Source organism: Bartonella sp. WD16.2 (genome assembly GCF_002022505.1).
GTDB lineage: Bacteria > Pseudomonadota > Alphaproteobacteria > Rhizobiales > Rhizobiaceae > Bartonella.
This window is the reverse complement of the sequence record NZ_CP019781.1, coordinates 856,433-871,295: the sequence shown is the minus strand read 5'-3', so window position 1 is coordinate 871,295 and position 14,863 is coordinate 856,433. Positions and strand designations below refer to the sequence as shown.

At 36.5% G+C, this 14,863-nt stretch carries 10 protein-coding genes; 6 read left to right on the top strand and 4 right to left on the bottom strand.

Translation table 11 applies throughout. The features are described from left to right. Window positions 1-3: 3 nt before the first annotated feature. A complete protein-coding gene (locus tag BWD162_RS03650) occupies window positions 4-1,203 on the bottom strand; it encodes a deoxyguanosinetriphosphate triphosphohydrolase (protein ID WP_078705486.1) in 1,200 nt (399 codons plus the stop codon). Window positions 1,204-1,310: 107 nt separating this feature from the next. Here BWD162_RS03650 and BWD162_RS03645 point away from each other — a divergent pair, with 107 nt between their 5' ends. The 5 genes from BWD162_RS03645 (at window position 1,311) to glmS (ending at window position 6,861) form a co-directional block, all read left to right on the top strand. Next, entirely contained in the window at window positions 1,311-1,634 is a 324-nt protein-coding gene (locus BWD162_RS03645; protein ID WP_078705485.1) for a HesB/IscA family protein, read from the top strand. Between the two features lie 60 nt (window positions 1,635-1,694). Beyond that, on the top strand, window positions 1,695-2,663 hold the full coding sequence (locus BWD162_RS03640; protein WP_236824131.1) for a carboxypeptidase regulatory-like domain-containing protein: 969 nt from the start codon (window positions 1,695-1,697) through the stop codon (window positions 2,661-2,663). A gap of 47 nt (window positions 2,664-2,710) precedes the next feature. Further along, window positions 2,711-3,499: a cytochrome c biogenesis CcdA family protein gene (locus BWD162_RS03635; protein WP_078705483.1), complete on the top strand. Its 789-nt coding sequence runs from the start codon at window positions 2,711-2,713 to the stop codon at window positions 3,497-3,499. 14 nt (window positions 3,500-3,513) lie between these two features. Further along, window positions 3,514-4,863, top strand: a complete 1,350-nt coding sequence (gene glmU / locus BWD162_RS03630; protein WP_078706132.1) for a bifunctional UDP-N-acetylglucosamine diphosphorylase/glucosamine-1-phosphate N-acetyltransferase GlmU — start codon at window positions 3,514-3,516, stop codon at window positions 4,861-4,863. 174 nt (window positions 4,864-5,037) lie between these two features. Further along, window positions 5,038-6,861, top strand: coding sequence for a glutamine--fructose-6-phosphate transaminase (isomerizing) (gene glmS / locus BWD162_RS03625; RefSeq protein WP_078705482.1), 1,824 nt, complete (start codon window positions 5,038-5,040; stop codon window positions 6,859-6,861). Window positions 6,862-7,218: 357 nt separating this feature from the next. On the opposite strand, the gene recG is transcribed toward glmS, so the two are convergent. Then, window positions 7,219-9,327: an ATP-dependent DNA helicase RecG gene (recG, locus tag BWD162_RS03620; RefSeq protein ID WP_078705481.1), complete on the bottom strand. Its 2,109-nt coding sequence runs from the start codon at window positions 9,325-9,327 to the stop codon at window positions 7,219-7,221. Between the two features lie 336 nt (window positions 9,328-9,663). On the opposite strand from recG, the gene dnaE reads away from it, so the two are divergent. After that, the gene (dnaE, locus tag BWD162_RS03615; RefSeq protein WP_078705480.1) at window positions 9,664-13,152 is read left to right on the top strand and encodes a DNA polymerase III subunit alpha; all 3,489 of its coding nucleotides are present in this window, start codon (window positions 9,664-9,666) and stop codon (window positions 13,150-13,152) included. A 60-nt stretch (window positions 13,153-13,212) separates the two neighbouring features. Here the strand turns inward: dnaE and BWD162_RS03610 are convergent, their stop codons facing one another. Then, a complete protein-coding gene (locus tag BWD162_RS03610; protein ID WP_078706131.1) occupies window positions 13,213-14,454 on the bottom strand; it encodes an FAD-binding protein in 1,242 nt (413 codons plus the stop codon). Window positions 14,455-14,476: 22 nt separating this feature from the next. After that, window positions 14,477-14,725 carry a zinc-finger domain-containing protein gene (locus BWD162_RS03605; protein WP_078705479.1) on the bottom strand — a complete coding sequence of 83 codons (249 nt, stop codon included), beginning with the start codon at window positions 14,723-14,725 and terminating at the stop codon, window positions 14,477-14,479. Window positions 14,726-14,863: the final 138 nt, after the last annotated feature.

Here is a 14,863-nt window from a genome sequence, read left to right as displayed (position 1 = left end):
TAATTAAACGAAATCATCTGTATGGTCAAATAGTCGGTGGTATTCACGCAGTGCATAGTGATCGGTCATACCTGATAGAAAGTCAGCAATGAGACGCGCCAATTCCTGATTTGTTAAATGAATTGTCTTGTTGCACCAATTTTCAGGCATAAGTTCTGGATTTTTATAATAACAATCAAATAATTTTTGTATAATGCGTTTTGCTGCATTTCGACGCGTAAAGACTTGGTCATGATAGTAAAGATTTTTAAATAAAAAATCCTTTAACTGTTTTTCTTGAATAGCCATTGTGGGAGAAAAAGTAATAATAGTTTGTCCTGCCTGATGAATGTCGTCTACACTTTCAGGTTTTATGAGTGCTAAGTTTTCTTGTGATTGTTTTATAACATCCTCAACCATGACTGTTATTTGTCTGCGCACCAGTTCATAACCACGCCGAGTTTGGTCAAGCTGTGGATATTCTTGTTCAATATTATGTAATAGTGAAGCAGTGAGCGAAATATTTTCGAATTGATTAATTGTTAGAAAATGTGCACGTAAACCATCATCAATGTCATGAGCATTGTAGGCAATATCATCAGCAATGGCAGCGCATTGTGCTTCTAATCCAGCAAAACAGTCAAGTTCAAGATCTTGTTGTGTATTATATTGCAAAATATCAATAGGGACATTTTTATTGGAAGAATAAGGGCCTAAAAGAGGTCCATTATGTTTCACAAGTCCTTCAAGTGTTTCCCAAGAGAGATTTAGTCCATCAAAGTTTGCGTAACGGTGTTCAAGCTTTGTAACAATACGTAATGCTTGTGCGTTATGATCAAAACTGCCATAAGGTTCCATTGCTTCATTAAGAGCATCTTCTCCTGCATGTCCAAAAGGCGTATGCCCAAAGTCGTGCACAAGAGCAATAGCTTCAGCAAGATCTTCATCGAGATATAATGCACGCGCTAATGTACGTGCGATTTGGGAAACTTCGATCGAATGGGTAAGGCGAGTACGATAATGATCACTTTCATCGGCAATAAACACTTGGGTTTTATGTTTAAGACGTCGAAATGCATTAGAGTGGATAATACGGTCTCTATCTCGTTGAAAAGGTGTACGTGTGGCACTTATAGCTTCATTAAATAATCTACCACGGCTTCTTTGTGGATTTGTGCTATATATTGCTCGAGATTGGTAATTGAAATTGGTATTATTATCCATTGCAAGTTATCCGTTCTCACCTTAAATTTAAAATTAGTTTGTTATTAACAAACTTTTACCTGTTTAGGATACGTTTTCTCAACAGTTTAATGCAAGGGTGTGTAAAAATGAGTGTAAAAATATCAGATTTTGCTGCTAAGCGGATTGCACAGATACTTTCGAGTAAACCTGATAAAATAGCATTACGAATTTCTGTTGAAGGTGGTGGGTGTTCAGGATTTTCGTATAAATATGATTTAGTTTCTGAAAGTAGAAAAGACGATCTCGTTATAAAAAAAGATGGAGCGGTTATATTGATTGATTCACTCTCTCTTCCTTTCATGAGAGGAGCAGAAATTGATTTTGTTGATAATCTCATGGAGCAATCTTTTCAAATTCATAACCCCAATGCTGCCTCGTCATGTGGTTGTGGTGTTAGTTTTTCAATTTAGAATAGTGATTCTCCGACATTGCTTCTTGAAAAGATTTTTACTTTGGTCAACAATGCGGAGATGAGCATATTTACAAAAATATTACGTCATATTTTATGGTTGGCTATAATACCTGTTTTGTTGATTTGGAGTGGTAGTGCTTTTTCTGAGGAAAAAGAGCTTCAAAACTATAAACAAGAGCAAGCAATAACTTCCACTATACACTCTGAAGATCATGAACAGGAAGTTTTACTTTCTCCGGCCAAATTGATACTTAATGCTCGATTAACTCGTAATGGTGAAAATATTACAAAAGGATTAGTATGGCGTATTTATGCACCTATCTTGGGAATTGATAATAAATTACCACTAATCGCGACTTTTGAGGGTGGTAGCGCACATTTTGATTTAGAAGCGGGGAGTTATCTTGTTCATGTGTCATTTGGTCATGCAAGTATGGTAGATCAGGTAAATTTAAAAAATGGGCAAGAGTTCGTCAAAAATTTTAATCTTAATGCTGGTGGTATTATTTTTAATAGTACACTGCTTAATGGTACGGTTAACGAAAAGGAATTATATTTTACTATTTATAAAGATGCAGAGGAAAATGATGATACGGGCGTTATCTTGTCGAATGTGAAACCTCAATCGATTGTACGTTTAAAAACTGGTCATTACCACGTTGTTTCTCATTATGGTTCGGTTAATGCCATAACACGTTCAGATATCCAAGTAGATGCGGGCAAAATTATTGAGGTAACTTTTCAACATCAAGCAGCTCAGATTGTATTAAAGTTGGTTCGTCAAGAAGGAGGAGAGGCGTTGGCAGATACAAGTTGGTCGATTACTAATGAGTCTGGTGATATTGTTTATGAAGCAGTTGGGGCTTATGTTTCATTTGTGTTGGCTGAAGGTGATTATATTGCGATTGCTAAAAATAAAGATCAAATTTATCAAAAGGTTTTTTCAGTAGTTTCTGGTCGAGATGAAGATATAAATGTCATAGCAAATACCCAAAATATACAGAAATTTGATGAAACAATAAATTGATTATTATTTGTGAATATAAACTATAATTTGAAAATAGGTATAAAATTTTGGTTTTAGAATTTTCAATATTAAGTGTGTTTTTTGCCGGTGCGTTATCTTTTTTATCACCGTGTGTTTTACCGTTAGTTCCTCCTTATTTATGCTATATGGCTGGTATTAGCATTGACGATTTTCGTTCAGAAAAGGAGAATGAAAACGCATCTGTACGCTTGGCACTTTTATCTTCTGTTTTTACTTTTGTGCTTGGGTTTACAACTGTTTTTGTTGCTTTGGGGGCAAGTGCAAGTACAATTGGCAAATTCATTGGTTATTATCGTGATTGGTTTGCTATTGCTGCTGGAATTATTATTATTATTTTTGGTTTGAATTTTTTACATGTTTTTAAAATTAATTTATTATCTCGAGAAGCACGTTTTCAAACACGTAAAATTCCTACTGGGCCTTTGGGGGCTTATGTTGTAGGTTTAGCTTTTGCATTTGGTTGGACACCATGTATTGGCCCAATCTTAGGGCCTATTATAACGCTTGCAGGAACAAAAGAAACTGTGGGAGAGGGGGTTATCCTTTTAGGATTTTATTCATTAGGTCTTGCAGTTCCTTTTGTATTGGCAGCTTTATTTTCAAGCAGCTTTATGAAATTTTTGGGAGCTTTTCGTGTTCATTTAGGAAAAGTTGAAAAAATTATTGGTATTTTTTTGATTATCACAGGTATTTTATTTTTAACGGGCTATATTCAGAATTTTTCATTTTGGCTTTTAGAAAATTATCCTTTACTGAGCAATGTCGAAAATATCAGTTGGGATGATATTTCTCGTTGGTTTGGCTTTTTTCATTAATTTTTGTGTGTTTTATGATTAGAAGTTGTCTTTCTATTGTTCTTGCGGCAGGGGAGGGAACGCGTATGAAGTCGTTTCTCCCCAAGGTACTTCATAAGGTGGCAGGGTTACCACTTATATGCCATGTGGTGAAACAAGTAGAATTGGCAGGTTTTTCACAATTAGCGGTTGTCGTAGGTGCTGGTGGTGAAGATGTTATTAAGGTTGTTCAATCGTGTGTAAAAAATGTCATGATTTTTGAACAAAAAGAGCGTTTAGGAACTGCTCATGCTGTTTTATCTGCTCGACTAGCTTTACAAAAAGGAATAGATGATGTTCTGATTATCTTTGGTGATACTCCTTTGATTGAACATGCTTCATTGACACGGATTCGCGCTCCTCTTGCTATGGGAGCTGATGTTGTTATAGCTGGTTTTTATGCTCCTGATCCAACGGGATATGGCCGTCTTATCAAAAAAGATGGTAAATTTATAGCTATTGTAGAAGAAAAAGATGCAAGTGATGAAGAGAAAAAGAATTCTTTTTGTAACGGCGGAATAATGGCTATTAATGGGAAGCATGCGCTTTCTCTCTTGGATAAAATTAATAACGATAATGCGCAGCAAGAATATTATCTAACAGATATTGTTTCTATCGCATCACGTGAGGGGCTAGATGTTCGAGCCATTGAAGTACCTTTTGATAATGTTATAGGGGTTAATAATTGTTTTGAGCTTTCTGAAGTTGATACTTTATGGCAGAAACGTAAAGCACGTGATTTCATGTTATCTGGTGTGACAATATTGAAGCCAGAAAGTGTTTATTTTTCTTATGATACAGAAATTGAGCCAGGTGTTTTGATTGAGCCAAATGTTTATTTTGGGCCAGGGGTTAAAATACAATCTGGCGCAGTTATTCGCGCATTTAGTTATTTAGAGGGGGCTTTTGTTGGTGCAGATACGCAAATTGGTCCCTATGCACGTTTGCGCCCTGGGACAGAGTTAGCACGATCAGTTAAAATTGGAAATTTTTGTGAAATTAAACAAGCAAAAGTGGGGGAAGCTGCTAAAGTTAATCATTTGAGTTATATTGGTGATGCAGAAATTGGTTCGCATACTAATATCGGAGCGGGTACAATTACGTGTAATTATGATGGTTTTCATAAATATAAAACTATGATTGATGACAATGTTTTTATTGGATCTAATTCAGCACTTATTGCTCCATTAATTATTGGAAAAAATTCCTATATCGCTTCAGGAAGTGTTATCACTGAAGATGTTCCTATAAACAGTTTGGCTTTTGGACGTGCACGACAGGTAATAAAAGAAAATCGTGCAACAAAATTGCGTACACATTTATCAATAGACAAGCAAAAAAAGTAAATATTTCAATTTCTTTTTTTGTTTTATAGTGCTCTAAGTAATTATAATAAAAATTTATCCTTTTTATGATCATAGCATATTCTATTTCATGTGGTCGCCTAAAATTTTGAATGAGGTTAGTCTAATTATTTATTAGGACTGTTATAAACTAGTGATGTAGATTGGAGCTTTCTAATGTGCGGAATTATCGGAATTGTTGGAAATAAACCTGTTGCATCCTATTTAGTTGATGGCTTGAGGCGTCTTGAATACAGAGGTTATGATTCATCTGGTTTAGCAACAGTATCTAATGGGCACTTTTATCGTATTCGAGCTGAAGGTAAGTTGGCTCATTTAGAAGAAAAACTAAAAAACACACCTTTAAAAGGTAACTTAGGGATTGGCCATACGCGTTGGGCTACACATGGCATCCCCGTAGAACGCAATGCTCATCCTCATATGACTGATCGGCTTGCAATTGTGCATAATGGTATTATTGAAAATTTTATAGAATTGCGAAATGAACTCATCGAAGATGGTTATACTTTTGAAACAGAAACCGATACGGAAGTTATTGCTCATTTGATTACCCGTGCGTTAAAAAATGGTCTTTCTCCGCAGGAAGCAACATGCACAAGTTGGAAGAAATTAAAGGGTGCTTTTGCGATTGCTCTTATTTTTGAAGGTGAAGATAATCTGATAATTGCTGTTCGTTCTGGCCCTCCTTTAGCGATTGGCTATGGTAAGGATGAATTTTTTGTAGGGTCAGATGCAATTGCTTTAGCTTCATTTACAAATCGTATAAGCTATATGGAAGATGGGGATTTGGCTGTTCTTACACGTGAAGGGGTAACAATTTATAATGCAGATGGGCAGCAGACGGAACGTCCCATTACAACGTTATGTGATGGAACTTTTTTTGTTTCCAAAGGTAGTCATCGTCATTTTATGCGCAAGGAAATATTTGAACAACCTGATGTTATTTCTCATAATTTAGCGCGTTATCTTGATCTTGGAAATTATAAGGTTCGCTCACTTGAAAATTCAATTGATTGGAAGAATGTTAACCGATTATTATTTGCAAGCTGTGGAACTGCTTATTATTCGACTTTAGTTGCGCGTTATTGGTTTGAAAGTCTTGCTGCTTTAAGTGTTGATAATGACGTGGCTTCTGAATTTCGTTATCGGGAACCACCTATGACAACTGATGTGTTATCGGTATTCGTTTCTCAGTCCGGTGAAACAGCGGATACATTAGCATCTTTACGCTATTGTAGGGATTGTGGTGTAAAAACAGCGACAGTTGTAAATGTTGAGCAATCAACAATGGCAAGGGAAGCTGATTTTGTTTTACCGATATTGGCTGGTCCAGAAATTGGTGTTGCTTCAACGAAAGCTTTTATTTGTCAATTGTCAACACTTGCATCAATGGCTCTGTGTGCAGCTAAACAACGTGGGCGCCTTTTAGAAACGGTAGAACAGCGGTTAGTTCAACAGTTAGCAGAAGTACCACGAATTTTAAATGAGGTTTTAAAGCTTGATAATACAATTGAGCACATTTGTCGTGATTTAGTACACGCAAAAGGTGTTCTCTATCTTGGGCGTGGTACTTCTTATCCGATTGCTTTGGAGGGAGCACTCAAATTGAAAGAACTTTCCTATATTCACGCTGAAGGTTATGCAGCGGGTGAATTGAAGCATGGACCGATTGCATTGGTTGATAAAACACTGCCAGTTATTGTTATTGCACCTTATGATAAATGGTTTGAAAAAACTTTTTCTAATATGCAAGAAGTGGCAGCACGCAATGGCCGTATTATTTTGATAACGGATAAAAGAGGAATGGAGGCCACACGTTTTAGTTCTTCGTCGACTATCATTTTGCCAGAGGTTCCAGAATTTATTGCGCCTATTATTTATACTTTACCTATTCAGTTAATAGCTTATCACATAGCTGTTTTATTGGGAACAGACGTTGATCAACCTCGTAATTTGGCAAAATCAGTAACAGTCGAATAAAAAATTGTTTTATGTCTTTGGGAGGCGAAAAATAATTAAATATGAAAGTCTATACAACAGCTTAGAATTGGCATTTATTATCAATGATAAGAATTTTATTGTCTAATTGAAGTTTTTTAACTGTAAAAAATATTTATCAACTATTGTTTTGGGCTATTAAGAAAGAATAGGATAGTTTTTTAGGAGATATGAGAAAAATAATATATTTTATTTTCTAATGGCTTATACAAAAGTTTTAAAATTCATGTATTCATTTGGTTCACACACAGGTTTTTGCAAAAACATTTTTTAAGATAATTAAAGCTTGTTTAGCAATAGAATTTTAGGTGATTTTGTTCGTAAGTAGGCTTTTAAAAGTTAGCCTGAACGTAAAAGTTGAATGGCGTCATCATGTCTAAAAAGGTAGAGAAGTAAGCGTAAAGCTTGTCCTCGTTCTGAAGAAAGGTCGGAATCGTGTTGCAAGAATAAACATGCATCTTTTCTTGCCATTAACAAAAGTTTATGGTGCGCTGTAAGGTTTGCTATGTGGAATTCAGGCATACCAGATTGTCGTGTTCCTAACAGTTCACCTTCTCCTCGCAAACGCAAGTCTTCTTCAGCGATTTTAAAACCATCTTCTGTATTACGTATGATATTAAGGCGCATTGCAGCCGTTTTTGTAAGTGGGGCTTTATATAGTAAAATACAAGAAGATTTTTTTTCTCCTCGTCCAACGCGTCCACGCAATTGGTGTAATTGTGAAAGACCAAAATGCTCCGCATGTTCGATTATGATGATTGATGCATCAGGAATGTCTACTCCTACTTCAATAACTGTAGTTGCAACTAGAATACATGTTTCTCCACATTTAAAAGACGCTATTGCTGCATTTTTTTTAGCGGTGGACATTTTTCCATGTATCATACCAACACATGCGCCAAATCGTTTATGGAGGATGGCAAAACGGTTTTCAATCGAGGTGAGTTGAAAGTTTTCTGATTCTTCTACCAAGGGACAGATCCAATAAAGTTTTTCTCCTTTTTCTAATGCAACTGCAATTCGTTCTATAAGTTCATTGATTCGCTCTAGAGGAAGAGTTGCTGTAGTGATTGGTTTTCGTCCAATTGGTTTTTCTGTGATTTTTGATACATCCATGTCACCAAAAGTTGTCAATACCAGTGTGCGTGGAATAGGGGTGGCTGTCATCACTAATATATCAGGTTTATGACCTTTTGCTGTAAGGGCAAGACGTTGATTTACTCCAAAACGGTGTTGCTCATCAATGATGGTTAAAGCAAGATTATTATAAGTAACATTTTTTTGTATTAAGGCGTGGGTGCCGATGATAATAGAGGTTTTTCCTGACAAGATATCGCTAAGAATATTTATGCGTGATTTTCCTTTTTCTCGTCCAGTTAAAAGAACTGTTTGTAAACCGATTTTTTCAGCAAGAGGAGCGATCATAGTAAAATGTTGTCGTGCAAGCACTTCTGTGGGCGCCATTAAAGCTGACTGACCTGAATTTTCAGCAATTTGTGCCATTGCCATTAATGCAACTACAGTTTTTCCTGTTCCTACATCACCTTGGAGGAGCCTTAACATAGGTTCAGGTGAAGCCAAGTCATTTGCAATATCCTGTATTGCTTCTTTTTGTGCATTTGTCAGTTGAAAGGGTAAAGATTCAAGCAATTTTTCTGTATAAACCCCTGTTGGTGGACGAGAGGCACCTGAAAGAGATTTTGTTTTTAAACGTACAAGACCAAGAGCTAACTGGCCAGCAAGAAGTTCATCATAGGCAAGACGTTGACGTGCTGTACTTTTTAAAGCTAAATCATTAGGGTCTGTGGGTGCATGAATACGATGCAAAGCATCAGAAAAAGAAGAAAATTGTTGCTGTTTTTTAAGGTTTTCCTCTATCCATTCTGGCAAAAGAGGAATACGCTCAAGAGCACCTTGCATTGCACGTTTTAATGCTCTTGCCGATAGACCTGCGGTAGAAGGATAGATAGGTTCAATTAGTGGCATCTGGTTTAATTGTTCACTGGGAGCTATATGATCGGGATGAACTATTGAAAGTTGCCCATTAAACCGTTCAACTTTACCTGATACAATTACTTTTTTTCCTTCAGGGAGCTGTCTTTCTAACCAAGAACGTTGAGCGTGAAAAAACACTAAATTTATATTTCCTGTTTTATCGTGACCAATGACACGATAAGGTGACCGGTTGTTACTATTTGGTGGTGGTCGGTGTTGATCGATTATGATTTCAAGAGTAACAATCTTTCCTTCTGGTGCAAAAGCAATGTCAGACCGCATTCTTCTGTCTATAACAGAATGAGGCATCAGTTGGAGCAGATCAATTATGGTCGGTTCACGTTGTGAGAGATTAATGTTTAAGACTTTAGCCAGTAAGGCATATATTTTTGGGTTCACTCCTGGAAGAGTGCGAATAGAGGTTGAAAGAAGGTTAAAGAGGTTTAAATACATAAGGGAATTTAGCCTGCTCTTTTCATTTTTTCTAGTACTTTAAAGGAGCTTTTTGGGGATAAATTACTCAGTTTATGAGAATAAATTGTATTATTTTTAATTTTAAGCCTTAGACAGCAAGAATAAAAAATTAAATTAACAAATGTAATAAGAACAGTGCAAGAAGGGTAGCTAATATCAGTAATATTATATATGATATTAAGAGAATTGGAGTACTTTCTGGGTATGCGATAATGTTAAAATATAAATTGAATACGGGGCAACTAGAGTACTTTTTATTATGAAAAAAATAATAGTTGCAGTTTGGCATTTATGTTGTGATGGGAAATTATGAAAATGCCAGCAAAAAAAGGAAAAATACTAAACAGTAAAAATTCTCTTCCTCGCTTTATTCATTTGAGGGTGCATTCAGCTTATTCACTTCTTGAAGGAGCTTTGAAAATCAGGCAAATTATTCAACATGCAATTTCTGATCATGCACCGGCAATAGCTATTACAGATACGAATAATTTGTTTGGCGCTTTAGAGTTCTCTCAGTATTGTTTTACAGATGGTATTCAACCTATTATTGGTTGTCAGCTTGCGATTGATTTTGACCATGAGAATTATGATCCACGTTTAACTAAACCACGTACCCCTTCTGATTTTGCTTCTATCGTGTTATTTGCTGCTAGCGAAGCAGGCTATACTCATTTGATTCGCCTTGTTAGTCACGCTTACCTTGATAAGAGTGATACGGATCTTCCTCATATTAGGGCTGATTGGCTATTATCACAAAATGAAGGAATTATTGCTTTAACTGGGGGGTGGAGTGGCCCCATTAATTTGGCTTTAACAGAAAATAAAAAAGAACGAGCTATTGAGCATTTAACTTATTTGAAAGAAATTTTTGGTGATCGTCTTTATGTTGAATTACAACGACATAATTCTTACAATCGAAAAGTTGAAGCTGCGCTTGTTGAATTAGCTTATGCGCATGAAATTCCTCTTGTTGCAACTAATGAGGCTTTTTTTCTAAATAAAGAAGGGTACGAAGCTCATGATGCATTGATGGCGGTGGCAGAAGGGCAGATCGTCTCTAATCCAAATCGCAGACGTGTGACGCCAGATCATTATTTGAAATCACAAGATGAAATGGTTTCATTATTTTCTGATCTTCCAGAAGCTTTAGAAAATAGCGTTGAGATTGCATTACGTTGTCATGCTTTTGTACCAACTCGAAAACCTATTTTACCTCGTTTTACAGAGCGATCCGTGGATCCAGATTCTGCTTTAGAGGACGAAGCTAAGGAGTTGTTAAATCAGGCTAAAGCTGGTTTAAAAATGCGTCTTGAAACAATTGGTTTGGCTGAAGGTTATACAGTTGAAGATTATGAGCAACGACTGGATTATGAAATTTCAGTTATCACACGTATGCGATTTCCTGGTTATTTTCTTATTGTTTCGGATTTTATAAAATGGGCAAAAGGCAATGATATCCCTGTCGGTCCAGGGCGTGGCTCTGGCGCCGGTTCACTTGTTGCCTATGCCTTAACTATCACTGATGTTGATCCCTTGCGTTTTTCTCTCTTGTTTGAGCGTTTTCTCAATCCAGATCGTATTTCTATGCCGGATTTTGATATCGATTTTTGTCAGGATCGGCGGGAAGAGGTTATTCAATACGTTCAGGAAAAATATGGACGTGATCAAGTGGCTCAAATTATTACATTTGGTAAATTACAGGCACGTGCGGTATTACGTGATGTTGGACGTGTTTTGGAAGTGCCATATCGTCAGGTTGATTACCTTAGCAAATTAGTTCCTGCTATGCCTGGCAGTAATGTTGAGTTGGCAGTGGCTATTCGAGATGAACCTAAATTTAAAGAAGAAAAGAAAAAGAATCCTGTCATTGGACGCATGTTGGATATAGCACTTCAGCTTGAGGGGCTTTACCGCCATGCATCAACTCATGCAGCAGGAATTGTTATTGGTGATCGACCGTTGTCAGAGCTCGTACCAATGTATCGCGATCCACGTTCTGATATGCCAGTTACCCAATTTAACATGAAATGTGTTGAGCAAGCTGGTTTGGTAAAGTTTGATTTTCTTGGTTTAAAAACGCTCACTGTTTTAAAAATGGCCACGGATTTTGTTGCACGAAAAGATGTAAAGATAGATTTGTCGAATATCTCTCTTAATGATGAAACGACTTATACTATGTTAGCACGTGGTGAGACAGTTGGTGTATTTCAAGTTGAAAGTTCTGGTATGCGTAAGGCACTTATCGGGATGAAGCCAGACCGCATTGAAGATATTATTGCGCTTGTAGCGCTTTATCGTCCTGGTCCAATGGAGAATATTCCAACATATAATGCACGCAAACATGGGAAAGAGGAAATTGCTTCTATTCACCCTAAAATAGATCATCTGGTTAAAGAGACACAAGGCGTTATTGTTTATCAAGAACAAGTTATGCAGATTGCACAGGTACTTTCTGGTTATTCTCTTGGAGAAGCGGATTTATTGCGCCGAGCTATGGGTAAAAAGATCCACAAGGAAATGCAAAAACAGCGGACACGTTTTGTAAGTGGCGCTGTTGATGGTGGTATTGATAAAAATCAAGCTGAAGTTATTTTCGATCTTTTAGCAAAATTTGCGGACTATGGTTTTAATAAATCACATGCTGCCGCTTATGCCATTGTTTCATATCAGACAGCATATATGAAAGCACATTATCCAGTTGAATTTTTAGCTGCTTCCATGACATGTGATATGACAAATACGGATAAGTTGAATGATTTTCGACGCGAAGCGTTAAGGCTAGGAATTAAAGTTATTGCACCTTGTGTGCAAACATCGTGTCGTGTTTTTGAAATAGGTGAAAAGTGTATTTATTATTCCCTTGCGGCTATTAAAGGTATTGGAGATTTAGTAGTTGATCATATTGTCGCTTGTCGGGGAGATAAGCCTTTTAAAGATCTGGAAGATTTTTGTGAGCGTATTGATCCTCGTATTGTTAATAAACGTGCGATGGAAAGTTTGATTTATGCAGGTGCTCTTGATTGTTTTCAGGTTGCACGTGAGGTTTTACTGGCAAGTCTTGGAACTCTTAATGCACGTGCTATTCGTATTCTTGATAATAATTCTAGTGGGCAGACTGATATATTTGGAATGATAGGTGGGCCGAAAGAGCCTTTGATTTTATCGCAAGCATCTCCATGGTCTTTGGCTGAAAAACTTCATTATGAATTTCAAGTAATAGGTTTTTATTTTTCTGCTCATCCTTTGGATGAGTATCAGGCTATTCTTATGAAAAAACGCGTTCAAATTTGGAGTGATTTTTCTGATGCAGTTAAAAAAGGAGCAACTGCTGCTCGACTTGCTGGAACTGTTGTGGCAAAACAAATTCGCAAAACAAAATCTGGTAAAAAGATGGGGGTTATTCAGTTTTCTGATACAAGTGGGCACTATGAGGCAGTTATATTTTCTGAGGGGCTTTCTATTTACGAGGATATGTTAGAACCGGGAAAGTCTTTTATTGTTACAGTGATTGCAGAAGATCGCTCTGAAGGAATTGGTTTACGTATTGAAACTATTCAGTCCTTAGAAAAAGAATCAATACGGGATCGTAAAACAATGCGCCTTTTTGTAAAATCAGTAGACATTCTTCCACAAGTTGAGCAGCATTTAAAATCTGGTGGCAATGGGGAAGTGGCATTTATTTTGATTCAAGAAAATGGGTTACGAGAAGTTGAAGTTATGCTTTCAAAACGATATAAAGTAAATTTGCAAGTGGCGAATGCTATAAAAGCAATTCATGGTGTGATCAACGTAGAGTTGAGTTAGATCAACAGTGATGTGACTATTATTTAGAGTGCAGATTTTGTAGTTTTTACTCTATCGTTTTTAAATATTATTTTCTGCCAGATTCATAGCATCATAAGTGTAAAGCCAATCAAGGCCAGATATAATATTTTCTGATGAACGAATTTTCATCATAAAGTTACGTGCAATCGCTAGGGGACCAGTTGCATGGTAAACTAGTTTATTAAAATCTCCACGTTTTTTTATGGCTGTAACGCGAGGTTTGCGTATTTTTTCATAAAGTGAAATAGCTTCAGTGAGTGAAAAATCATTGATTGAGAGCACTTCTGCTAATGTAGCGGCATCTTCTATCGCCATAGCAGCACCTTGTGCTGCAAAAGGTAAGGCCGCGTGTGCACAGTCACCAACAAATACTTGCTGTTTTAAACCTATAAAACGGTTATGATTCATTTGAAACAGTGGCCAATAGTTCCAGTTATCAATATGGTCAAACAGTTCGATGATTTTAGGATTCCAGTTACTGAAAAGGGCTTTGAGCTTTTCTTTATTTCCTTTTTGATTCCATTCTTTTTGTGAATTGTCTCCATGAGTGATAGCTACAAAGTTAAAAATTTTTGCTGATTGAATGGGATAGACAACAAGATGGTTTTTAGGTCCCATCCAGGCAGCAATTGTTTTTGTATTTTGCAATAAAGAACGAAAGTTTTTGGGAAGATTTTTGAATGTTTCTGTTGCACGCCAAGCAATTAAACCGCTAAAATCTGCTTTTTCATGAAAAGGGGCAAGTTGGCGTAGCTTCGACCAAACACCATCACATCCAATAAGAAGTGATGTAGAATAAAATTGGTGTTGTTGTATTTTAGTTAATTCTTCTGTTTTTATAGTTTCTATATTAACACTGTGGGTTGTAGTGTAAGTAGGTAATGATACGATATTTTCACCTAATTTACATGTGATAAGAGGGTTCTCAAGAACAGCATTATATAAAGCTTTTTGTAAATCAGCTCGATAAATCGTAATATAAGGAGCTTTCCAACGTTTTTCAGATAAATTGATAAGATCAACATGAAAATGCGTTTTTAACGATATACCGTCTTTTAACTCAAGAAAATGCGGTTTAAGGTCTGATTCTATTATTTTTTTTAGAACTCCCCAACGGGTAAGAATACGTGTTGCATTTGGGGTAAGTTGAATGCCAGCGCCTACACTGTCGAGTTGTTTACATTTTTCAATAAGAGTGCTTGCAATTCCCTTTTTGGCAAGTGCTAAAGCAGAGCTTAAACCAGCAATTCCCGCTCCGATAATGATTGGCGGTTGATTAATGATAGCCATTTTATATTAAAAGTTATAGCGGATTATTTACGGGATATATGCACCCTATTGGATTTGTTTGATTGAACGGCAATGAGTGGTTATAACGGTAAAGTGTTGAACAATAGGGGCAAATTTTTTCATCATCTGCTCCCATATCGATAAAAATATGAGGATGGTCAAATGGTTCTGTAGCACCTACACACATGAATTCTTTTACACCAATTTCAATTATTTTATATCCACGGTCATTTTGAAAATAGAGAATATTGTGGTCGGACATTGTGTACAAGCCTCCAGATAAACATGCCTGATAAGACATGATTGGGATCAAATATTTTAAATCACACGTTAACTTTATTAGTGTGTAATCAAATCCACTATAATGCAAGATGCTTTTTAAGACAATTTGCAATTGAAG

Coding starts and splice junctions, on each gene's coding strand:
- BWD162_RS03650 (WP_078705486.1), bottom strand. CDS start 1,203: ATGGATAATAATACCAATTTCAATTACCAATCTCGAGCAATATATAGC.
- BWD162_RS03645 (WP_078705485.1), top strand. CDS start 1,311: ATGAGTGTAAAAATATCAGATTTTGCTGCTAAGCGGATTGCACAGATA.
- BWD162_RS03640 (WP_236824131.1), top strand. CDS start 1,695: ATGAGCATATTTACAAAAATATTACGTCATATTTTATGGTTGGCTATA.
- glmU (WP_078706132.1), top strand. CDS start 3,514: ATGATTAGAAGTTGTCTTTCTATTGTTCTTGCGGCAGGGGAGGGAACG.
- glmS (WP_078705482.1), top strand. CDS start 5,038: ATGTGCGGAATTATCGGAATTGTTGGAAATAAACCTGTTGCATCCTAT.
- recG (WP_078705481.1), bottom strand. CDS start 9,327: ATGTATTTAAACCTCTTTAACCTTCTTTCAACCTCTATTCGCACTCTT.
- dnaE (WP_078705480.1), top strand. CDS start 9,664: ATGCCAGCAAAAAAAGGAAAAATACTAAACAGTAAAAATTCTCTTCCT.
- BWD162_RS03605 (WP_078705479.1), bottom strand. CDS start 14,725: ATGTCCGACCACAATATTCTCTATTTTCAAAATGACCGTGGATATAAA.